Genomic DNA, 23,685 nt, shown 5'->3' on the forward strand with positions numbered 1-23,685 from the left:
GTGTCTTATTCTAAATAATATTTAATCTTGTCTCTTTTCACCGCCCGTTGATACAAATCATCCTTCACTTGCTTCATGAATTCCACCTGCTTCACGTTCAGCAGCATATCCTTCACTTGGCTACGGGCAAACTCATAGGGTTCCTGCTCTCCCACCGGGCGATAATCGCTCACATTCAGGAAATAATGGAAAGCCGTATCCTTCAGCTCTACATGGCGATTCTTGTCCAGATACTCGTCCACATCAGAAACCTTCAAGGGCAGCATATCCAGTACTTCCGATACCTGCACCCATTTATCATAAAAATACTCATACTTCACAGCATTCTGCAGACTGTACTTTTCCAGATGTTCCACCGCCTCACGGGTTTCCATCTTGTACCAGCGACGAACATTGCCCAGCTGTGGGGCTGTCAAAGGAACTTTGATGAACAAGCCTTTCATCAACGGACGTTCCACTTTGAAGAACGCCTGATTCTTCTCGTAATACTCCGTCAAGTCTTGTTCTGAAATCTCCTCTGATAGTCGCTGATGTATTAAAGCCTGCTGATAGGTATGCATTATCAATGCTTTGCGATAATTCTCCACAAGTTTATCAATCTCACCGTTATTGGGAATATTGCTCTGCGCTTTATCGTACAACAAAATATCTTCCACCCAATTACGGATATAATGTTCTGCAAACAACAGACTGTCGTCTTTGGACAAACCGGTCGGAAGTACCGATTGCAAATCTTCCCGGTAAAGGAAATTGCCGTCCAACTCCACTAACGGTGTCCGCCCTTTATGGTCGTGCCACTCGCTGCACGCCGCACAGAGAAGGAAAATTAAAAGCCCAAAGCAGGTTGTTCGCATCACCAACTGATATTTACTTCGTTTTGAGGTACGAAGATAGTGTTTTAATCGGTTGCATCAGTGATTATTAACGGTTTTTAAAACCTCTTGGTCAATTTCAACCTTACCGGCAGCACGCAACTTTGCCACCCAATGCGTTTCCAAATAGTTCCGATAAGCGGTTACGAGCGGCTCTCGCACCTCTTGCCAACTGTCCGGTCCCTTCTGCTTACGACCTTGTACAGCAGTAAAGGGAAATGACAAAACCGGAGTCGCATCCTTACTTTTAAACACCAAATCATCCACATATGCATTATCACCGGGGGCAAATAATCCTTGCTCTGCCTGCACCTTGGGAGTATCGCCGGCATTGAAAGTGAGACGGATGGCATCCATCCACTCCTCTTCCGGAATCTGTTTCAGAAATTTCCGTACTTGCTTCGCCACTCGCTTGGTAGTACAATGCAGCACAATACCCCTATAACGCGGTTCGTCCCAATGGAAGTCCGAACGGTGCGCCTCAAAATATGCTTTCAATCCCGCTTCATCCACCACACTCCTCTTTCCCACTTCACGGTCAGTGATTTCGGCAAGCAACATGCTGTCACGATGCCCCTGCACCAACGCACAAAATTCGGGATGCTTCCATTCCAGACGGGAGTTTTCATAGTCCAGAATCGTTTTTACTGTAAAAGCCTCCAACTGTCTGCGCATCCCTGCCGGATAAGCAGCGGCAAATCCGACAAATTCTTTTCCACCGTATGCCTTGCCATCCAATGTAAACAATGTACGGGAAGTGCTTCCTTTAGCCAGCAGTTCGTCGATACCGGCTTTATCCGGCATATAGTGATACTCTTTCTTCAGTTTCTCCACAAAAGCCCGCGTTCCTTTATCCATTCCATGACGACGGGTTTGACAACGGATGATTTTGTTCTTCATCCTCTCAAAAGGAAGGATTTCCTGCTGTTCGAGTACTTTCACGATATGAATGCCCTGAGGAGTGAGGAACGGACGAGAAATCTCTCCGGCATTCAACCCGAATACAATATCCTCAAACTCCGCCGGCATCTGCAGCCAACCCACCCAAAACGCTTTCTTCTCATCGGAAAATTGCTCGACGCAAGCATCGAAAGACGGCGTACTTTCCCCTTCCTTTGCAAGAGCCCTATAGATAGAATCCATCCTAAACTCCACCTCACGCAAGGTATGACCGGAAATATTCTGGGGGAGATATTTAAAAATATGCTTCACATATACCCGACCTGCACGCCGGTCGGATTTCATCTTGTCATAGTACTGCCGTGCCGCCTGCTCTGCCGTCTTCTCATCTGTCAGGTATGATTTAATCAGACAACGGCGATATTCATCCTGCTCCTTCTGAAAGACACAGGAAGTATCCAATCCCGCAACTTCGGCAGCCTCTATTTTCAGCCTGAAGTCTATAAACTTATTCACATATACATCCAATGCCTTCCGGCCTGCACCGACAGAGGTACCGTCCTTATTATAGCTACGTTCGAATTCAGAACGGAGGACCTCCTTTCCATTGATACGCATCAATACCGGATCGTCCTGAGCCGAAACAGCCAATCCGAACCCAAGGAAGACAAACACCCAAAGCAATCTAACCATAAGCACCATCCGTTCTTTTTATACGGCTGCAAATATAAACAAAATGCCCGGAAAGCGGCAATCTCTCTCCGGGCATTCACTATTATTTTGTTATTATCTTACTCAGGACGGCTATAGTTCGGAGCCTCACTGGTTATAGATACATCGTGCGGATGACTTTCGAGTACACCTGCATTAGTAATGCGGGTAAACTTGGCATCGTGCAGTTTCTCTATATTGGCTGCACCGCAATATCCCATACCGGCACGCAGACCGCCAACCAACTGATAAATCACCTCATACAAAGTGCCTTTATAAGGAACGCGGGCGGCAATGCCCTCCGGAACCAATTTCTTCACATCACTGGTACCGCTTTGGAAGTAGCGGTCCTTGGAACCATTTTCCATAGCTTCCAGCGATCCCATACCCCGATAAGACTTGAACTTACGACCGTTGAAAATAATCGTATCGCCCGGAGACTCTTCCGTTCCGGCAACCAGCGAACCGATCATCACGCTGTAACCACCGGCAGCCAACGCCTTCACTACGTCGCCCGAATAACGCAAACCGCCATCAGCAATCAAAGGAATACCCGTGCCCTTCAGTGCCTTTGCCACATCATAAACGGCAGACAACTGGGGAACACCCACACCGGCAACTACACGGGTAGTACAGATGGAACCCGGACCGATGCCCACCTTTACTCCATCAGCACCAGCCTCGACCAATGCCTTCGCAGCTTCACCGGTAGCAATATTACCAACAACAATGTCAATATGAGGGAAATGTTCTTTGGCCTCTTTCAACTTTTCAATAACCCCTTTAGAATGTCCGTGAGCCGTATCAATGACAATGGCATCCGCCCCTGCATCCACCAAAGCCCGCATGCGCTCCAAAGTATCATTCGTCACTCCCACTCCGGCAGCAACGCGCAGACGACCTTTGCTATCCTTGCACGCCATAGGTTTATCCTTTGCCTTGGTAATATCCTTATAGGTAATCAGACCTACCAATTTGTTGTCTTTATCCACTACCGGCAACTTCTCGATTCTATGTTCTTGCAGAATTTGAGAAACAGCCTCCATATCCGTCGTAGGATTGGTAGTAATGATGTTCTCCTTGGTCATCACCTCGTCGATACGCTTATTCATATCTTTCTCAAAACGAAGGTCACGATTGGTAACAATACCTACCAAATATCTTTCATCATCTACCACCGGAATACCACCAATCTTGTATTCAGCCATCAAAGCCAGCGCATCAGCCACCGTAGAACCTCTCTTGATAGTTACCGGGTCATAAATCATACCGTTTTCGGCACGCTTCACAATAGCTACCTGACGTGCCTGCTCCTCAATGGACATATTCTTATGAATAACTCCGATACCACCTTCACGGGCAATGGCAATAGCCATCTTCGCTTCGGTAACCGTATCCATGGCAGCAGTTACAAACGGGATTTTTAACTCAATGTTTCGTGAAAACTTAGTCGAGAGTTCGACAGTTTTGGGCAAGACTTCAGAATAAGTGGGGATTAACAGTACGTCGTCATAAGTTAATCCATCCATTACAATCTTATCAGCAATAAATGACATAGGGCTATGCGTTTAAAATTTATTGCGTGCAAATATACGGTTTTTATTCCATTCCGTATACTTGCACGCAACATTTTTTTCTTTTTTATCAACTAAAGCCAATCAATTTGCCATCTCTGAAATAAACTTGATGCGTACCAAACGTACCTCTTCTTCCGTAAAGTCATCACCCAATTCATCCAGAGCATCGTCAATCTTATCAGTGGTAGATTCCTTGAAATAATCATAGATATCCAGCAAGTGGTCTTCATCCATAATATCCTCCAAGAAATAGTCAATATTCAATTTCGTTCCGGAGTAAACGATAGCTTCTATCTCATCCAGTAACTCTTCAAACTCAATACCCTTTGACATGGCAATGTCATCCAACGCCACCTTACGGTCAATAGCCTGAATGATGGCCACCTTCATTTTTGACTTATTAGCTACAGTACGCACACGCAAGTCCTCAGGACGTTCAATCTCATTCTCTTCACAGTGACGCTTAATGAGTTTGCAGAATTCCTCGCCGTAGCGTTTTGCCTTTCCGGCTCCTACACCCGGTATGTTCTGCAACTCGTCCAAAGTCACCGGATATATGGTCGCCATTGCTTCCAAAGACGGATCCTGGAAAATAACATAAGGAGGCACTTCCAACTTCTTGGACAACTTCTTTCGTAAGTCCTTCAACATGGAGTACAATGCCGGGTCTACCGCACACGCACCGCCTCCACGTGCAGGTGCTTCTTCTTCCACATCCTCAAAGTCATTGTCTTCCACTATCTTGAATGATTTAGGATGTTTAAGGAACTTCCTACCGTCATCCGTCACTTTCAGCAAGCCATAGTTTTCGACATCCTTACTCAGATAGCCGGCAATAAGCGCCTGACGGATCACAGCATTCCACGTTTTGTCTTCTTCGCCCATGCCAGAGCCGAATACTTCGAGATCTTCGTGCAGATGCGCCTGCACTTCTGAAGTTTCCTTACCTTGTATTATGTCTATAATATAGTCCGCTTTAAAATTTTCTTTCACCGCGAGAACAGCTTCAATCACGGTACACAATAATTCTTGAGCTTCCACTTGTTTTTTCGGATTTAAACAGTTGTCACAATTACCACAATTTTCTTCCATATATTCTTCGCCGAAGTAATGAAGCAACGCCTTTCGGCGGCATACGGAAGATTCGGCATACGCAGCAGTCTCCAGCAGAAGCTGCTTGCCAATTTCCTGCTCTGCTACAGGTTTGCCTTGCATAAACTTCTCGAGCTTCTGCAAGTCTTTATTGGTATAGAAAGTAATACACTGCCCTTCTCCTCCATCTCTTCCGGCACGTCCGGTCTCCTGATAATATCCTTCCAGACTTTTGGGTATATCATAATGGATGACATAGCGCACATCCGGTTTGTCAATCCCCATACCAAAAGCAATGGTAGCTACAATCACATCAATTTTTTCCATCAGGAAATCATCCTGGTTCTGTGTTCGTGTAGCCGAATCCATTCCAGCATGATAGGCACGGGCATTGATTCCGTTTGCCTGCAGGATTTCAGCAAGTTCCTCCACTTTCTTCCGACTCAGGCAATAGATAATGCCTGACTTTTCGGGATTGTTCTTAATGAACTTGATGATGTCCCGGTCTACATTTGCAGTCTTGGGACGTACCTCATAATAAAGATTCGGGCGGTTGAACGATGACTTGAACACCTGCGCATCCACCATACCCAGATTCTTCTGGATGTCATGTTGCACTTTCGGTGTGGCCGTCGCAGTCAACGCTATCAGAGGGGCTTTTCCTATTTCATTGATAATGGGACGGATACGGCGATACTCAGGACGGAAGTCATGGCCCCATTCAGAGATACAATGGGCTTCGTCCACGGCATAGAACGAAATCTTCACCGTTTTCAGAAACTCCACATTCTCTTCCTTCGTCAGTGATTCCGGAGCCACATACAACAGCTTTGTCTTACCACTGAGTATGTCAGACCGAACCTGGTCTATCGCACTCTTGTTTAGGGAAGAATTGATGAAGTGGGCTATCCCATCCTCTTCGCTGAAGTTACGCATCGCATCGACCTGATTCTTCATCAAGGCAATCAGAGGAGAAATCACGATACCCGTGCCCTCCATCAACAAGGACGGCAGTTGGTAGCACAAAGATTTTCCACCACCGGTAGGCATCAACACGAATGTATCATTACCCGCCAACAGATTCTCTATGATTGCTTCCTGATTTCCTTTAAATGTATCGAACCCGAAGTATTTCTTCAGCTGGTCTGTCAAATTAATCTTCTTCCCTGCCATGATTCATTAGGTTGTTGTTTATTGAGTTAACTTTTAATAGTGGTACTCCGCCATGTTTTCACAAAGCACCCTAACAAAGTTATAAACAACTTCTTAAATTTCAAGCATAATCCATCGAATATTTTTCAATAAAAAGCAAAATAGTCGGTTTTACCCCGTATTACCATCTGATTCTTAAGCACTTTGCAGTCGTGCCATATTTGCCTTTTCAAGCTGGCGCTTGGCGTAGTCCAACGTCACAACAAAATGCCCCTTCTGTTCTGACGGAATTTCGAACATGGCATCCATCATAATTGTCTCCACAATGGAACGCAAGCCGCGGGCCCCCAACTTATATTCTACTGCTTTATCCACGATATATTCAAATACAGCATCTTCAAAAGTCAGCTTCACATTGTCCATCTCAAACAGTTTGATGTATTGCTTGATGATGGAATTCTTCGGTTCCGTAAGAATGGAGCGCAATGCCGCACGGTCTAACGGATTCAGATAAGTCAGCACCGGAAGGCGGCCGATAATCTCGGGAATCAGTCCGAACGACTTCAAATCCTGCGGAGCAATGTACTGCATCATGTTGCTCTTATCAATGGTTGCCGTATTGCGTACAGCACTATACCCGACAACATGTGTATTCAGCCGCTGGGCAATCTTCTTTTCAATGCCATCAAAAGCCCCACCGCAAATGAACAGAATATTCTTGGTATTGACCGGAATCATTTTCTGGTCGGGATGTTTGCGCCCACCCTGGGGAGGAACATTCACCACAGAACCTTCCAGCAATTTCAGCAATCCCTGCTGCACGCCTTCACCACTCACATCACGCGTTATGGAAGGATTATCACCCTTGCGTGCTATTTTGTCTATCTCATCAATAAACACAATGCCTTGCTCTGCCTCGGGTACGTTATAATCCGCCACCTGGAGCAGACGCGTCAAAATGCTTTCAATGTCCTCGCCTACATAACCTGCCTCTGTCAGAACTGTTGCATCTACAATAGTAAAAGGAACACGCAGCAACTTGGCGATAGTACGCGCCAATAACGTCTTTCCCGTACCAGTACTGCCTACCATGATGATGTTCGATTTTTCAATCTCCACATCATCACCGCCGTCCTTCTGGAGCAGGCGTTTGTAATGGTTATACACCGACACAGACAAGAAACGCTTGGCATCGTCCTGACCAATGACATATTGGTCGAGGAACTTCTTTATTTCTACGGGTTTAGGAAGTTCTTTCAGATTCAGCTTCGTGGCACTTGCCTTCTTGCCAGCCCCCAAAGCCTCTTGAGTAATTTCATAAGCCTGGGTGGCGCAACTGTCGCAGATATAGCCATTCATCCCCGTTATGAGAAATCCGACTTCATCTTCTGTGCGGCCGCAAAAGCTACATCTATTTTTATTTTTTCTTGAATCTGCCATATTATTTTTTAATCAAAACCTCATCTACCATACCATATTCTTTGGCTTCCTGGGCTGTCATCCAGTAGTCACGGTCAGAATCCGCCCATACCTTGTCAAAGGGAGTGTGGGAGTGGTCAGCGATAATAGTATAAAGTTCTTTCTTCAGCTTTTGGATCTCACGTGCCGTGATTTCAATATCCGAAGCCTGCCCCTGGGCACCTCCCATCGGCTGGTGTATCATCACCCGGGAGTGGGTCAATGCGGAGCGTTTGCCTTCAGCACCGGCAACCAGCAGTACGGCTGCCATACTTGCAGCCATACCTGTACAGATAGTAGCCACATCACTGCTGATGAACTGCATGGTATCATAAATACCCAGACCGGCATATACTGAACCGCCCGGCGAATTGATATAGATGGAAATATCCTTGCCCGGATCCACCGAATCCAGATAAAGCAACTGAGCCTGCAAAGTATTGGCCGTATAGTCATCAACCTGCGTACCGAGGAAGATGATGCGGTCCATCATCAGACGGGAAAACACGTCCAACTGTGTTACATTGAGCTGGCGTTCCTCGAGGATATAGGGATTTAAATAGCTGGCTTGTGATTTAATCACATCGTCCAGTACCAAACTGTTCATACCAAGATGCTTGGTAGCGTATTTTCTAAAATCATCCATTTCTTTCTATTTTTTTAATTTATAAGGATACAAAGAAACAAAAAAGAACACAGAGACACAAAAAAACACAGAGTTATAGTTTGTCAAACTCTGTGTTTCTTTATAAATTTTAGCCGTAGGCTCACATTGCTCTTACGCAAACATCTTATTGAACTCTTCAGCAGAAACATTCTTGTGCTCCAGTTCCACCTGAGACTTCAATGCTGTAGCCAATTTAGATTCAACCACACGATTAACCAAGCCTTCTACACTCTCTTTCTTCTTAAGCATTTCCTTTGAGTAATTCTCCAGGATTTCTTCAGGTACACTCATCATACCATATTGTGCAAACTGTGCGCGAGTAGCTTCCTTAGCCATGTTTGTGATATCTTCCTGCTCAACCTTGATATCATTGGCTTTCACCAGCTGTTCTTTAATCAGGTGCCAAGTCAGCTCTTCGATGCTCTTGTCATAGTTGTCCTCTACAAAGCTTTCTTCCTTGTCAGGATTGTTCAGACGCATAATGCGCTTCAGTAATGCATCCGGGAATTCCAACTTGCCTACTTTCTCAGTCAGCATCTTACGTGCGTCAATCAAGAACTTATAGTCACTGTCTGCCACGAACTGGTTAGCAATAACTTCCTTCACTTTGGCACGGAATTCCTCTTCCGTTTTCACATTGCCTTCGCCAAATACCTGATCGAAAATTTCCTGAGTCAAGTCACCCGGAACGAAGCGTGTGATTTCTTCTACCTGGAAGCTGAAATTGGATTTCACTTCGGGAGCAGCTTCCTTGTCAATCTTCAATAAAGAAGACAATTCGGCAACATTTCCGTCCCAAGCAGTATTCGGGTTGAATACAAGCACATCATTCACTTTTGCACCAGCAAAAATAGCTTTCTGTTCATCATTCTTCATGTACGAAGGCATCATTACAGCGCCTTCCACCTGAATGCCACCCTCTTTGGTATTACCTTCTTCATCCAGTTCAGCAAGCAAACCTTTCAGCATGTCATTGTCCTCGTAAACGTCTACCTTGTCATACTTGCCGTTACGTTGAGTATAAGCCTTGACCTGGTTATCCACCATCTCGTCTGTAACCTCAATAGTATAGTAATCTACCTTATCTTTTGCACTGACTTCTGCTTTAAATTCCGGAGCCAAAGCAATATCAAACAGGAATTCGAACTCTTCCATAGTATCGAAATCTATTTCCTGCTGCTTGTCTTCGTTGGGCAAAGGCTCGCCCAATATATTTACCTTATTGTCCTGGATATACTTATATACTGTTTCTGAAAGCAGTTTGTTCACCTCTTCGGCCAATGCAGACTTACCATACATTTTCTTAACCAGGCTCATAGGAACCATTCCCTTACGGAAACCGGGAATCTGTGCCTTCTGACGGAAGCTCTTCAACGATTTGTCTACTTTTTCCTGATAATCTGCTTTCTCAAGCTTTACAGTAAGCAGTGCGCTTACTTTGTCAATGTTTTGTAATGAAACGTTCATTCTGACAATTATTTATTTGATTTATACTTTGTTCCATATCTCAAATGAGCGTGCAAAATTAGCGTTATTCTTTCAATTATCAAAAGAACATTGCCGATTTATTTCAGTTTAATTCTTGGATAGAGCGGTAGAAGAGCCCAACAATCGGGCTGACAACAGAGGAAGTTTACTGGAAAGATACTCGAGGAAAAGACGATGATAAACCGAATCGTCCGGTTTCTATGAGGAGAAACGAGAGTTGCCCGAAGACACGACAATCCACAAAAATAATTAAAGAAAAACATTGTTTATCCGAATTTTATGCGTTTCTTTGTCGCGGAATGATGGCGCATTAGTTTTTCGATTTCCATTACATGGTTTTTACTTCCGTTTTCAAGAACGCTTTTGTAAACTCTCTGTCGTTGTAATCCATTTATTATTCAGCCTTCCTTCCAAGAGAGTTTTATTCATTATATTTATTTTATCATTTTCATTATGAACATTTATGTTGGAAACCTTAACTACCGCGTTAAGGAGAATGACCTGCAGAAGGCAATGGAAGATTACGGCACAGTATCTTCTGTAAAATTTATCAATGACCGCACCACCGGACGTTTCAGAGGCATCGCTTTTGTAGAAATGGAAGATGACGCTGCTGCAGCTAAAGCTATTGCCGAACTAGACGGTGCTGAATTCTTCGGCCGCCAGATGGTAGTGAAAGAAGCAAGACCTCCAAAATATTAATCATAGAGATTTAAGGAGAAATGAAAAAGACCACTGAATGAGTGGTCTTTTTTTATTTCTATCAATGGCAGTATTCGGATCACTTCATAAAATCCTTGCGACGAAGCACGAAACTGTTACTCAGATACTTTTCACGCACAATCTTATTCTCGGCCAGCTCTTCGGGCGTACCCTGGAACAGAATCTTTCCTTCAAACAACAGATAAGCACGATCGGTAATACTCAGCGTCTCCTGCACATTGTGGTCAGTAATCAAAATGCCGATATTCCTATCCTTCAACTTCCACACAATCTGCTGAATATCCTCCACTGCAATCGGGTCTACACCGGCAAAAGGCTCGTCCAACATAATAAATTTGGGGTCAATGGCCAAACAACGGGCAATTTCCGTACGACGCCGCTCACCACCTGACAACTGGTTACCCTTGTTCTTCCTCACCTTCTGCAAGCGGAACTCTGCAATCAGGCTCTCCAGCTTGTCTTTCTGATACTCCAAAGGCTTGTCGGTCATTTCCAGTACAGATGCAATATTGTCTTCCACACTCATTTGACGAAATACGGAAGCCTCCTGCGCCAGATAACCGATACCCGTCTGTGCACGCTTGTATACCGGATATTTCGTTATATCCAAATCATTCAAGAAGATACGTCCCTCATTGGGAGTTATCAGCCCTACGGTCATATAAAACGAAGTTGTCTTACCGGCGCCATTCGGTCCCAACAAACCAACAATCTCCCCTTGCTTCACATCAATAGACACATGGCTCACTACCGTACGCTTTCCGTACTTTTTCACCAAATCCTCTGTACGCAGCACCATGCTACCTTCCTCCCGTGGCTCTGCCCCGGCAGTCAAGCCTAGTCCGACCTGCAGATTTTCCTTAACTTCCTCTACATTGTCCTTTATGCCTTTTTCTTCTTCCATACTCTAAAGGTTTTCGCCGCAAATGTAGCAAAAATAAGCCGAAATAGTGTACATTTGCATTCAAATACTTATATGTTATGTTTAAAGCACTTAAGACAGTGGGACAATATATCATACTAATGGGGCGCGTATTTGCCCGTCCCGAACGTATGCGTATGTTTTTCCGCCAATATGTCAACGAGTTGGAACAGCTCGGCGTGAACTCTATCGGCATCGTATTGCTGATATCCTTCTTCATCGGAGCTGTAATCACCATACAGATAAAGTTGAACATTGAGAGTCCCTTCATGCCCCGTTGGACAGTGGGATATGTAACCCGTGAAATCATGCTGCTGGAATTCTCTTCCTCCATCATGTGTCTGATTCTGGCAGGAAAGGTCGGATCAAACATCGCCTCGGAGCTGGGCACCATGCGGGTCACCCAGCAGATAGACGCCCTTGAAATTATGGGTGTCAATTCTGCAAACTACCTTATCCTACCGAAAATTGCTGCTATGGTGACAACCATTCCACTGATGGTGACGTTCAGTATATTCGCTGGTATCATAGGTGCCTTCTGTACTTGCTGGTTCGGCGGCATCATGTCGGCAGTAGATTTAGAATACGGCTTGCAGTACATGTTTGTCGAATGGTTTATTTGGTGCGGCATCATCAAGTCGCTGTTCTTTGCCTTTATCATTGCCAGTGTATCGGCATTCTTCGGTTACACCGTCGAAGGCGGTTCCATCGAAGTGGGTAAGGCGTCCACCGACTCCGTAGTATGCAGCAGCGTACTTATCTTATTCGCCGACCTAATATTAACTCAACTTTTAATGGGATGATTGAACTGAAAGGACTTTGCAAATCATTTGAAGAAAAAGAGGTACTGAAAGATATCAATGCCACTTTCGAGAATGGAAAGACCAACCTGATTATAGGGCAGAGCGGTTCGGGAAAAACCGTACTCATGAAATGTATCGTGGGTCTGCTGACACCAGACAAAGGAGAACTGTTGTATGACCACCGCAACTTCCTCGCCATGGGAAAGAAGGAAAAGAAAGCGCTCCGCCGGGAAATGGGAATGATTTTCCAAAGTGCCGCGCTGTTTGATTCCATGACGGTACTGGACAATGTAATGTTTCCACTGAACATGTTCAGCAACGATACCCTGCGCGACCGGACTCGTCGTGCCATGTTCTGCCTGGAACGTGTAAACCTGATTGAAGCCAAAGACAAATTTCCCGGAGAAATCAGCGGCGGTATGCAGAAGCGCGTAGCCATTGCCCGTGCCATTGCCCTAAATCCGCAATACTTGTTCTGTGACGAACCTAATTCAGGACTTGACCCCAAGACCTCGCTTGTCATCGACGAACTGATACAAGATATAACCCGGGAATACAATATGACTACTCTCATCAACACTCATGACATGAACTCTGTAATGGGCATCGGAGAAAAAATTATCTATATTTACGAAGGACACAAAGAATGGGAAGGCAATAAAGACGACATCTTCACTTCCACCAACGAGCGGTTGAACAGTTTCATATTTGCATCCGACCTATTCCGGAAAGTCAAAGAAGTGGAGATACAGAACCTTGAAGGATAAAACTGCACCTCATTTTCTAACCTATTACATAAGAAAGCGTCCGGAAACTATATTCCGAACGCTTTCTCTTCATAAAACCAGTTAATAGAATCGACTTATATCATCACGATATATTTTACTTCTGCCGGATATAGATATTTATCGGAGTTCCGGTCAACTTCCATTTCTCACGCATCTTATTTTCCAAGAATCGTCTGTAAGGCTCTTTCACATATTGTGGAAGATTTGCAAAATAAACAAATGACGGCACCTGGGTATTGGGCAACTGCGTAATATATTTTATCTTGATATACTTACCCTTAATTGAAGGGGGTGGATACGCCTCAATAAGCGGCAGCATTTCCTCGTTCAAACGAGCTGTCGGAATACGCGTCATACGATTTTCGTACACATCACGCGCCTCCTCCAATACCTTCAGAATACGCTGTTTGGTCAGTGCCGAAGCAAAGATGATAGGGAAATCCACAAACGGAGCGAAACGGTTGCGGATAGCATCTTCGAAAGTCTTCATCACCTTCACAGTCTTGTCCTGCACCAAGTCCCACTTGTTTACCACAACCACTAGCCCCTTGGCATTCTTCTGAATCAAAGAGAAGATATTCAAATCCTGGCTTTCGATGCCACGCGTAGCGTCTACCATCAAAATACATACATCTGCATTCTCAATGGAACGAATGGAACGGATTACAGAGTAGTACTCCAAATCCTCATTCACCTTGTTCTTCTTACGGATACCCGCCGTATCTACCAGGTAGAAATCAAAACCGAATTTATTGTAGCGGGTATAGATAGAATCGCGCGTGGTACCGGCAATCTCCGTCACGATGTTGCGGTCTTCTCCAATAAAGGCATTGACTATGGAAGACTTTCCGGCATTCGGGCGTCCCACTACTGCAAAGCGGGGAATATCCTCGTCCAGAATTTCATCAGATTCCTTTTTGAACTTGCTGACGATAAGGTCCATCATATCGCCCGTACCGCTACCCGTTACAGCAGAAATACAGTAAGGATCACCCAAACCCAGGCTATAAAACTCAGGGGCATTATATTGTAATTCATGATTATCGGTCTTATTGGCAACCAGCAGCACAGGCTTCTTGGCACGACGCAAGATGGCAGCCACCTGCTCGTCGAGGTCCGTAACTCCGTTCATCACATCCACCACAAACAGAATCACGTCGGCTTCGTCCACCGCCATCAATACCTGCTTACGAATCTCTTCTTCGAAAATATCATCAGAGTTCACTACCCAACCGCCAGTATCTACCACTGAGAACTCACGTCCCAACCATTCGGTCTTTCCATATTGGCGGTCACGGGTGGTTCCCGCTTCCTCATTCACAATTGCCTGACGTGTCTTGGTCAAGCGGTTAAATAATGTAGACTTTCCCACATTGGGACGTCCTACGATTGCAACTAAATTTCCCATAGCTCACTCTCTTTGTTTTTTGCGACTGTCACAGTCGTATGAATAACTCTTAATCCAACTGATAACCAAAATTACGCAGTTCTTTGTCCGAACTCCGCCAATCCTTATCAACTTTCACAAACGTCTCCAGGAATATCGTTTTCCCGAAAAACCTCTCCAAATCACGGCGCGCTTCAGTAGCCACTTTCTTCAAAGCCTTTCCTTGCTTGCCTATGATAATACCTTTTTGCGAATCACGCTCCACATAGATTACGGCACTGATATGAATTTTCTTTGCCTCCTCCTTAAACTGTTCTACCATCACCTCCACCGAATAAGGGATTTCCTTATCATAGTACAACAGAATTTTCTCACGGATTATTTCGGTCACGAAGAAACGCGCCGGCTTGTCCGTCCACTGGTCCTTGTCGAAATAGGGAGGAGAGTCGGGTAACAGCTCCTTCACCCGCTTCATGACATAATCCACATTAAATTTCGAAGTAGCAGAGATAGGAATAATTTCTGCCTTCGGCAGCAATTCCTTCCACGCTTCCACCAGTTCCACCAGCTTTTCCTGGTTGGTTAAATCAATCTTATTGATAAGCAGCAATACCGGAACGTCCAACTGTCCTACTTTCTCCACAAAATCATTATGCTTGTCGGGAGTCTCAACCACATCCGTCACATACAGCAACACATCCGCATCCGCCAATGCCGAAGTGGAGAAATTCAGCATGGACTCCTGCAACTTATAGTTTGGCTTCAATACACCCGGAGTGTCCGAAAACACAATTTGCATGTCATCCGTATTATAGATGCCCATAATCCGATGACGGGTGGTCTGCGCCTTGAAAGTGGCGATAGAAATACGCTCACCTACCAAAACATTCATCAATGTGGACTTGCCTACATTCGGATTTCCTACGATATTTACAAAACCTGCTTTGTGCATGACTTCAGTATTTGAATTGAGACAAAAAAACGCATCGAATCGAGATAGGATGCGTTTTTATCATATTATATTCAGCAATAGCATGTTACTGCTTCTTTCCGTCGTATCCCCACTTCACATACACAGCTCCCCAGGTAAATCCTGCGCCGAATGCAGTGAAAATAAGGTTGTCGCCTTTCTTCAGCTTATCTTCAAAGTCCCAGATGCAAAGAGGTAACGTAGCAGCACTAGTATTGCCATAACGTTCGATATTAATCAGCACTTTCTCACGAGGAACTTCCAGACGATGTGCCACAGCATCGATGATACGAAGATTGGCCTGGTGCGGAATCACCCAGTCAATGCTATCCTTTGTCAGACCGTTTTTCTCGGCAATGGCCGCGCTAACATCCGACATATTGGATACGGCATACTTAAACACAGTACGTCCTTCCTGATAAATGTAATGCATGTGATTGTCTACAGTAAAATAAGAGGGAGGACAAACCGAACCACCCGCTTTCATATGCAGGAAAGGCAAACCTTTGCCGTCGGTTCTCAGAATAGCATCCATAATACCTACATCTTCTGTTGTCGGCTCGAGCATGAAAGCTGCAGCGCCGTCTCCAAAGATAGGACAAGTAGCACGATCTGTATAATCAACCATTGACGACATCTTGTCGGCTCCCACAATGATAACCTTCTTATATCTACCAGAACGGATAAAATTGGCCGCAGTCTCCATCAGATAGAGAAATCCGCTGCAGGCTGCCTGCAAGTCAAAAGCATATGCATTTTTCAGCCTTAGCTTATCACACAAAATAGAAGCTGTAGAAGGGAAGTGGTAATCCGGAGTAGAAGTAGCTACAATCACCAGATCTATATCATCCGGGTCTGCGCCAGTACGTTGCATCAGCTGTTTGGCAGCTTTACGCGCCATATAGGAACTACCTAGCCCCTCTTCATTCAGGATACGTCTTTCCTTTACTCCGATACGAGTCATAATCCATTCGTCATTGGTATCCACCATTCTTGAGATTTCGTCGTTTGTCAAGACGTAATCAGGTACATAACCGCCGACTCCTGTAATTACTGCATTTATTTTTTCCATTAAAATCTTGTTTACTTATAGAACTACTGAAACAACGGTAGTCTAAAAAGGTTTGCTTATTAAATTACAAATCTTTTTAGACGCCCGATATTCAAGTATAAGTTTTAGTCAAACTGACCGTAATTATACGGCAGCTTCCTTTTCAACTGCAAGCTTACCTCTATAGTAACCGCATGCACTACATACAGTATGATATACATGCCACTCACCACAATTCGGGCAAATAGCCAGTGTAGGAGCTACTGCTTTATCATGAGTTCTTCTCTTCGCAGTTCTTGTTTTTGACTGTCTTCTCTTAGGATGTGCCATTTTCTTTAATCTTTAATTGTTATCTAATATTTTCTTTAATTCGTCCCAACGCGAGTCTACCTGCGTTTCTTCTTCATTCATCAGCTCCACCTCTTCTTCCGGAGCAAATGTATCCTCAGCCATATCATCATCCGGAGTGGTGCGCATATGCTTACTCAATTTGCTGGTCATTGCCTTGTTACACTTACCCGGAGCATGCACATGCTTCATGGGGATGGCCAAAGCTACAAACTCGTACATAAACCATGCTACATTAATCTCACCTTCCTCTTCGGGAATTACTATGAGATTGTCACCTTCTTCGGCATATTCATGACCGAACTTAACCAGCAGCTTATCTGTCGAGCTGACAAGCTGTTCCATATCGTCCAAACAACGGTCACATGGCACCCACACCATTCCGTCTGTCTGGAAGTTCAATTCGAAAGCACGAGATGTTTTCTTTACAACTAACACCACATTGACTTTACCCTTCTGCACTTCCGGTCCATCAATATTGGCAAAGAAAAGGTTGTCTAGCACAAACTCATATTTGCATGAATCTGCTTGCATACCTTTCAGGTCTATTTTGTATTTATCAAACTTTCCCAAAGCTTCTTTTGTTTATTCGGGCGACAAAGATACGAATAATTATCCTCATTATGTAGTATTTAGAGTAAAATATTCGTTTTTTTATGTTCATTTCACTCAGATATCACTACAAATCAGCAGAAAACTCATGAACTAAAACACAAGAACAATCCATACCAGCATCCAAGTATATGTAAAGAAAACGAACTAAGCGTTTTTAATCATTCATTTAGCACCTTAATTCGGGAATTAATCTGATGAACATGCGATGAATAATTATATATAATAAGGTATAGTGATTAGCGGTAGAAACGGAATGTTAGAGGAGATATATGTAAACGAACGAAGCCTCCGTATCCTTATCAGACACGGAGGCTTCTTCTGAAAAACGGCGACTACCTACTCTCCCACTGTTACGCAGTACCATCGGCGTGACCGGGCTTAACTTCTCTGTTCGGAATGGGAAGAGGTGGAACCCCGGTGCTGTAGTCACCTGAATAAGGTAGACATGATGCGAAAAAAGCAAAGCATTCATTTATGGCTGAACGTATATACCTCCATACAAGGCAAGGCAAAAAGTGAACGGGCAATTAGTAACGCTCGGCTATGACATCGCTGCCTGTACACCTGCGTCCTATCAACGTTGTAGTCTACAACGACCCTGAGAAATCTAATCTTGTGGCTGGCTTCGTACTTAGATGCTTTCAGCACTTATCCAATCCCGACTTAGATACCCGGCAATGCACCTGGCGGCACAACCGGTAAACCAGAGGTCAGTCCAACACGGTCCTCTCGTACTAGTGTCAGAGCCACGCAAATTTCATGCGCCCACGATAGATAGAGACCGAACTGTCTCACGACGTTCTGAACCCAGCTCGCGTGCCACTTTAATGGGCGAACAGCCCAACCCTTGGGACCTTCTCCAGCCCCAGGATGTGACGAGCCGACATCGAGGTGCCAAACCCCTCCGTCGATATGAGCTCTTGGGAGGGATCAGCCTGTTATCCCCGGAGTACCTTTTATCCTTTGAGCGATGTCCTTTCCATACAGAAACACCGGATCACTATGCTCTAGTTTCCTACCTGATCGACTTGTGAGTCTCCCAGTCAAGCGCCCTTATGCCATTACACTCTGCCGACGGTTACCAATCGTCGTGAGGGCACCTTTAGAAGCCTCCGTTACGCTTTTGGAGGCGACCACCCCAGTCAAACTACCCACCAAACAGTGTCCCCGCAACAGCGGGTTAGAACTCAAATAATCAAAGGGCCGTATTTCAACAGCGGCTCCACGAACACTGGCGTGCCCGCTTCAAAGCCTCCGGCCTATCCTACACATCAATTACCCAAATTCAATGTTAAGCTATAGTAAAGGTTCACGGGGTCTTTTCGTCCCATCGCGGGTAATCGGCATCTTCACCGATACTACAATTTCACTGAGCTCACGGTTGAGACAGCGTCCAGATCATTACACCATTCGTGCAGGTCGGAACTTACCCGACAAGGAATTTCGCTACCTTAGGACCGTTATAGTTACGGCCGCCGTTTACTGGGGCTTCAATTCAACGCTTCTCTTGCGATGACGTCTCCTCTTAACCTTCCAGCACCGGGCAGGTGTCAGGCTGTATACTTCATCTTTCAATTTTGCACAGCCCTGTGTTTTTGTTAAACAGTTGCCTGGACCTATTCTCTGCGCCTCAATTGCTTGAGGACCCTTTATCCCGAAGTTACAGGGTCAGTTTGCCTAGTTCCTTAACCGTGAATCACTCAAGCGCCTTAGTATATTCAACCCGACTACGTGTGTCCGTTTGCGGTACGGGTACCGTAAGGATTAAGTTTAGCGGATTTTCTTGGAAGTATGATTACACGCACTATTGGATTGTCCAGAAGGACGCTCCATACTGTCAGGTTCGACTCTCGTTCCGGATTTGCCTGGAACAATCAACATCTACACCCTTCAACGGACTATTCCGTCAGTCCGCGGCGCTGTCACGACTCCGTCTCCACGTCACTCCTTAAGGTAGTACCGGAATATTAACCGGTTCTGCCATCGGCCTCGCCGTTCGGCTGAGCCTTAGGACCCGACTTACCCTGATCCGATTAGCGTTGATCAGGAAACCTTAGTCTTTCGGCGAGGGGGTTTCCCACCCCCTTTATCGTTACTTATACCTACATTTGCTTTTCCACACGCTCCAGCAAGGCTCACGCCTTACCTTCGACGCAGAGTGGAATGCTCCCCTACCGATGATTTCTCATCCCAAAGCTTCGGTAGAATACTTATGCCCGATTATTATCCACGCCAAACTCCTCGACTAGTGAGCTGTTACGCACTCTTTAAATGAATGGCTGCTTCCAAGCCAACATCCTAGCTGTCTTAGCAATCTGACTTCGTTAGTTCAACTTAGTATTCATTTCGGGACCTTAGCTGTTGGTCCGGATTGTTCTCCTTTAGGACATGGACCTTAGCACCCATGCCCTCACTCCTGACATAGAACTGACACGCATTCGGAGTTTGTCAAGACTTGATAGGCGGTGAAGCCCTCGCATCTTATCAGTCGCTCTACCTCATGTCAGTATAAGTCAAGGCTGCACCTAAATGCATTTCGGGGAGTACGAGCTATCTCCAAGTTTGATTAGCCTTTCACCCCCACCCTCAGGTCATCCAGAAGCTTTTCAACGCTTATTGGTTCGGTCCTCCAGATGGTGTTACCCATCCTTCAACCTGCCCAAGGGTAGATCACTTGGTTTCGCGTCTACTCCTTCCGACTATACGCCCTGTTCAGACTCGCTTTCGCTTCGGCTGCGGATCTGAGATCCTTAACCTCGCCGGAAAAAGTAACTCGTAGGTTCATTATGCAAAAGGCACGCCGTCACACTAAAAGTGCTCCGACCGCTTGTAGGCACATGGTTTCAGGAACTATTTCACTCTTCTGTTCGAAGTGCTTTTCACCTTTCCTTCACAGTACTGGTTCACTATCGGTCTCTCGGGAGTATTTAGCCTTACCGGATGGTCCCGGCAGATTCACGCAGAATTCCTCGTGCTCCGCGCTACTCAGGATACCACTAGGCTTCGGTTGGCTTCGCATACGCAGCTATCATGCTCTATGGCTGTACTTTCCAGAACATTCTGCTCACCAACTTTCTTGCCACAACGTGGTCCTACAACCCCACACATGCCGTAACATGGATGGTTTGGGCTGTTCCCCGTTCGCTCGCCACTACTGGGGGAATCATTATTTATTTTCTTTTCCTGCAGGTACTAAGATGTTTCAGTTCCCTGCGTTAGCCTCCCGCATTGCGGGATGATATCCCTTCAGGATATCGGGTTGTCCCATTCGGAAATCCGCGGATCAAAGGTCATTTGCACCTACCCGCGGCTTATCGCAGCTTATCACGTCCTTCATCGCCTCCGAGAGCCAAGGCATCCGCCATGTGCCCTTACTTACTTTTTGTCTTACCGATCACGTATGGTCGATATATACTTTCAGCTTTCAACTTTACTTTTTTTGGTCACATCATGTCAAAGATCGTTGTCAAGGATTAGGAATTAAGAATTTAAAATAATGCCTAATCTTGAGAAGTGGAGAATAACGGATTCGAACCGTTGACCCCCTGCGTGCAAAGCAGGTGCTCTAGCCAGCTGAGCTAATCCCCCTTCACCATTGATGAAAGACCCGCTAAATCGCAACCGGTCGGTCACCAACTGAGAAGTAGTCCCAGGCAGAGTTGAACTGCCGACCTCTACATTATCAGTGTAGCGCTCTAACCAACTGAGCTATAGGACTGTCAGTCAAACCCTCGCCTTACGGCTCGGCTTCTACTTTTCTCGTATATTTTAATAAACAAGTACGCGCAGTACAAGAGGTTCTTATGGAAGCATAACTGCAAGAACCAACGATCGAGTCGAGACGTCACTCCAGAAAGGAGGTGTTCCAGCCGCACCTTCCGGTACGGCTACCTTGTTACGACTTAGCCCCAATCACCAGTTTTACCCTAGGGCGCTCCTCGCGGTTACGCACTTCAGGTACCCCCGGCTTTCATGGCTTGACGGGCGGTGTGTACAAGGCCCGGGAACGTATTCACCGCGCCGTGGCTGATGCGCGATTACTAGCGAATCCAGCTTCATGGAGTCGGGTTGCAGACTCCAATCCGAACTGAGAGAGGTTTTAGGGATTAGCATCACGTCACCGTGTAGCTGCCTTCTGTACCCCCCATTGTAACACGTGTGTAGCCCCGGACGTAAGGGCCGTGCTGATTTGACGTCATCCCCACCTTCCTCACATCTTACGACGGCAGTCTCGACAGAGTCCCCAGCATAACCTGATGGTAACTATCGATAAGGGTTGCGCTCGTTATGGCACTTAAGCCGACACCTCACGGCACGAGCTGACGACAACCATGCAGCACCTTCACAAATGCCTTGCGGCTGATCTGTTTCCAGAACATTCATTTGCAATTTAAGCCCGGGTAAGGTTCCTCGCGTATCATCGAATTAAACCACATGTTCCTCCGCTTGTGCGGGCCCCCGTCAATTCCTTTGAGTTTCACCGTTGCCGGCGTACTCCCCAGGTGGAATACTTAACGCTTTCGCTTGGCCGCTTACTGTATATCGCAAACAGCGAGTATTCATCGTTTACTGTGTGGACTACCAGGGTATCTAATCCTGTTTGATACCCACACTTTCGAGCATCAGCGTCAGTTACAGTCCAGCAAGCTGCCTTCGCAATCGGAGTTCTTCGTGATATCTAAGCATTTCACCGCTACACCACGAATTCCGCCTGCCTCTACTGTACTCAAGACACCCAGTATCAACTGCAATTTTACGGTTGAGCCGCAAACTTTCACAACTGACTTAAGCATCCGCCTACGCTCCCTTTAAACCCAATAAATCCGGATAACGCTCGGATCCTCCGTATTACCGCGGCTGCTGGCACGGAGTTAGCCGATCCTTATTCATACGGTACATACAAAAAGGCACACGTGCCTAACTTTATTCCCGTATAAAAGAAGTTTACAACCCATAGGGCAGTCATCCTTCACGCTACTTGGCTGGTTCAGACTCTCGTCCATTGACCAATATTCCTCACTGCTGCCTCCCGTAGGAGTTTGGACCGTGTCTCAGTTCCAATGTGGGGGACCTTCCTCTCAGAACCCCTATCCATCGACGGCTTGGTGGGCCGTTACCCCGCCAACAACCTAATGGAACGCATCCCCATCAATGACCGAAATTCTTTAATAGCTGAAAGATGCCTTTCAGATATACCATCGGGTATTAATCTTTCTTTCGAAAGGCTATCCCCGAGTCATCGGCAGGTTGGATACGTGTTACTCACCCGTGCGCCGGTCGCCAGCAAAGAAAGCAAGCTTTCTTCCTGATGCCCCTCGACTTGCATGTGTTAAGCCTGTAGCTAGCGTTCATCCTGAGCCAGGATCAAACTCTTCATTGTAAAAGTATCGTGACTGCGCAAATTAAAAAATCAAAATGCGACAGCTTGTTATCTGTTCAGGACGCTCGAATTCAAAAGTTTATCTTTACCTATATAAAATAAGTATTGACGGTTCTCTTGTTTTACCCAAGGCAATTCCCCATTGATAAGGAAAAGCCTTGCTCTTGTACTACTTGTATTGTTTATGTAAATCTGTTCAAAGATCGCTCGTTTCACGATTGCTGTTCTTTTCAGAAAGCGGATGCAAAGGTAAGAACTTTTAAGTATATCCTCCAAATATTTTCGGAAGTTTTTTTTCTTTTTTTTCTCTCTTTTCTCTTTCCCCGTCGTCTCTCTTGTCGAAAGGGAGGCAAAAAGAAAAAGAAAGAAGAACCAGGCACCGTTTCTTTTAAAAGAATGTCAACTCGCGCTGCTTTCATTTTCAAAAGCGGGTGCAAAGGTAAGAACTTTAAAGCATAACTTCCAAATATTTTCAGAAGTTTTTTTTCATTTTTCTTTTCCAAGGCCGAAGTTCCGGAAGAAACCGATGGCAAAGAAGAGAAAAATGGAAGCTTACCGCTCCGTTTTACTGTCAGAATGTCAAAACATCGCCGCCTTCGTTCCCGAAAGCGGATGCAAAAGTAGGCCTTTTATGGACATCTGCAAAATTTATACACGGTTTTTTTTGAGAGATTCCATGAACTTTTTCATAACTCACTGATTGATAGATATGTTTTAAAGCATGTTTTTTAAAGGAAACTGGGATAAGGAAAGGAAGGGACACATTATATATATACGCGCG

Annotated in this window: 18 protein-coding genes, 2 tRNA genes and 3 rRNA genes; 3 read left to right on the forward strand and 20 right to left on the reverse strand. The window is 45.4% G+C overall.

Going from position 1 to position 23,685, the window contains the following annotated elements; all coding sequences use genetic code 11:
- Positions 1–5: 5 nt before the first annotated feature.
- From DWY57_RS01460 to tig, 7 genes are all read right to left on the reverse strand, one after another.
- Complete coding sequence (locus DWY57_RS01460) at positions 6–854, reverse strand: peptidylprolyl isomerase (protein WP_119961232.1); 849 nt, start codon at positions 852–854, stop codon at positions 6–8.
- Between the two features lie 57 nt (positions 855–911).
- Positions 912–2,474, reverse strand: a complete 1,563-nt coding sequence (locus tag DWY57_RS01465; RefSeq protein ID WP_119961233.1) for a peptidyl-prolyl cis-trans isomerase — start codon at positions 2,472–2,474, stop codon at positions 912–914.
- Positions 2,475–2,563: 89 nt separating this feature from the next.
- The gene (gene guaB / locus DWY57_RS01470; RefSeq protein WP_119961234.1) at positions 2,564–4,039 is read right to left on the reverse strand and encodes an IMP dehydrogenase; all 1,476 of its coding nucleotides are present in this window, start codon (positions 4,037–4,039) and stop codon (positions 2,564–2,566) included.
- 102 nt (positions 4,040–4,141) lie between these two features.
- Positions 4,142–6,325: a DNA helicase RecQ gene (recQ, locus tag DWY57_RS01475; protein WP_117600771.1), complete on the reverse strand. Its 2,184-nt coding sequence runs from the start codon at positions 6,323–6,325 to the stop codon at positions 4,142–4,144.
- 174 nt (positions 6,326–6,499) lie between these two features.
- A complete protein-coding gene (gene clpX, locus DWY57_RS01480; RefSeq protein ID WP_117600770.1) occupies positions 6,500–7,744 on the reverse strand; it encodes an ATP-dependent Clp protease ATP-binding subunit ClpX in 1,245 nt (414 codons plus the stop codon).
- A gap of 1 nt (position 7,745) precedes the next feature.
- On the reverse strand, positions 7,746–8,408 hold the full coding sequence (gene clpP / locus DWY57_RS01485; protein ID WP_117600769.1) for an ATP-dependent Clp endopeptidase proteolytic subunit ClpP: 663 nt from the start codon (positions 8,406–8,408) through the stop codon (positions 7,746–7,748).
- Positions 8,409–8,540: 132 nt separating this feature from the next.
- Complete coding sequence (gene tig, locus DWY57_RS01490) at positions 8,541–9,896, reverse strand: trigger factor (protein WP_117600768.1); 1,356 nt, start codon at positions 9,894–9,896, stop codon at positions 8,541–8,543.
- Between the two features lie 474 nt (positions 9,897–10,370).
- Between tig and DWY57_RS01500 the strand changes: the two genes are divergently transcribed.
- Positions 10,371–10,619 (forward strand): RNA-binding protein, encoded by a 249-nt coding sequence (locus tag DWY57_RS01500; protein ID WP_117600767.1) that lies wholly within the window; start codon positions 10,371–10,373, stop codon positions 10,617–10,619.
- 79 nt (positions 10,620–10,698) lie between these two features.
- On the opposite strand, the gene lptB is transcribed toward DWY57_RS01500, so the two are convergent.
- Positions 10,699–11,439, reverse strand: coding sequence for an LPS export ABC transporter ATP-binding protein (lptB, locus tag DWY57_RS01505; RefSeq protein ID WP_034523256.1), 741 nt, complete (start codon positions 11,437–11,439; stop codon positions 10,699–10,701).
- Positions 11,440–11,621: 182 nt separating this feature from the next.
- On the opposite strand from lptB, the gene DWY57_RS01510 reads away from it, so the two are divergent.
- Positions 11,622–12,365 carry an ABC transporter permease gene (locus DWY57_RS01510; protein ID WP_117600766.1) on the forward strand — a complete coding sequence of 248 codons (744 nt, stop codon included), beginning with the start codon at positions 11,622–11,624 and terminating at the stop codon, positions 12,363–12,365.
- Positions 12,362–13,132, forward strand: a complete 771-nt coding sequence (locus DWY57_RS01515) for an ABC transporter ATP-binding protein (protein ID WP_005829539.1) — start codon at positions 12,362–12,364, stop codon at positions 13,130–13,132. Before DWY57_RS01510 ends, DWY57_RS01515 begins: the two co-directional genes overlap by 4 nt.
- A 115-nt stretch (positions 13,133–13,247) precedes the next feature.
- Here the strand turns inward: DWY57_RS01515 and der are convergent, their stop codons facing one another.
- The 12 genes from der to DWY57_RS21040 all read right to left on the reverse strand — a co-directional run.
- On the reverse strand, positions 13,248–14,561 hold the full coding sequence (gene der, locus DWY57_RS01520) for a ribosome biogenesis GTPase Der (RefSeq protein WP_117600765.1): 1,314 nt from the start codon (positions 14,559–14,561) through the stop codon (positions 13,248–13,250).
- A 49-nt stretch (positions 14,562–14,610) separates the two neighbouring features.
- On the reverse strand, positions 14,611–15,492 hold the full coding sequence (gene era / locus DWY57_RS01525) for a GTPase Era (RefSeq protein ID WP_117600764.1): 882 nt from the start codon (positions 15,490–15,492) through the stop codon (positions 14,611–14,613).
- An 85-nt stretch (positions 15,493–15,577) separates the two neighbouring features.
- Positions 15,578–16,582, reverse strand: a complete 1,005-nt coding sequence (locus DWY57_RS01530) for a beta-ketoacyl-ACP synthase III (protein ID WP_005829534.1) — start codon at positions 16,580–16,582, stop codon at positions 15,578–15,580.
- 123 nt (positions 16,583–16,705) lie between these two features.
- The gene (gene rpmF / locus DWY57_RS01535; RefSeq protein ID WP_072546213.1) at positions 16,706–16,891 is read right to left on the reverse strand and encodes a 50S ribosomal protein L32; all 186 of its coding nucleotides are present in this window, start codon (positions 16,889–16,891) and stop codon (positions 16,706–16,708) included.
- A 12-nt stretch (positions 16,892–16,903) separates the two neighbouring features.
- Positions 16,904–17,482 (reverse strand): DUF177 domain-containing protein, encoded by a 579-nt coding sequence (locus DWY57_RS01540; protein WP_119961235.1) that lies wholly within the window; start codon positions 17,480–17,482, stop codon positions 16,904–16,906.
- Between the two features lie 365 nt (positions 17,483–17,847).
- Positions 17,848–17,958 (reverse strand): 5S ribosomal RNA (gene rrf / locus DWY57_RS01545).
- A 73-nt stretch (positions 17,959–18,031) separates the two neighbouring features.
- Positions 18,032–20,909: ribosomal RNA gene (locus DWY57_RS01550) — 23S ribosomal RNA — on the reverse strand.
- A 129-nt stretch (positions 20,910–21,038) separates the two neighbouring features.
- Positions 21,039–21,112 (reverse strand) — tRNA-Ala (locus DWY57_RS01555).
- Positions 21,113–21,168: 56 nt separating this feature from the next.
- Positions 21,169–21,242, reverse strand: a tRNA-Ile gene (locus tag DWY57_RS01560).
- Between the two features lie 135 nt (positions 21,243–21,377).
- Positions 21,378–22,904 (reverse strand): 16S ribosomal RNA (locus DWY57_RS01565).
- The 16S, 23S and 5S rRNA genes sit together here with 2 tRNA genes alongside, the layout of an rRNA operon.
- 230 nt (positions 22,905–23,134) lie before the next feature.
- Positions 23,135–23,407 (reverse strand): hypothetical protein, encoded by a 273-nt coding sequence (locus DWY57_RS20805; protein WP_165853578.1) that lies wholly within the window; start codon positions 23,405–23,407, stop codon positions 23,135–23,137.
- Between the two features lie 68 nt (positions 23,408–23,475).
- On the reverse strand, positions 23,476–23,685 hold a 210-nt coding region (locus tag DWY57_RS21040; RefSeq protein WP_207817809.1), incomplete at its 5' end, for a hypothetical protein.

It is taken from the genome of Bacteroides sp. AF25-5LB (assembly GCF_003602965.1).
GTDB classification, from domain to species: domain Bacteria; phylum Bacteroidota; class Bacteroidia; order Bacteroidales; family Bacteroidaceae; genus Bacteroides; species Bacteroides uniformis.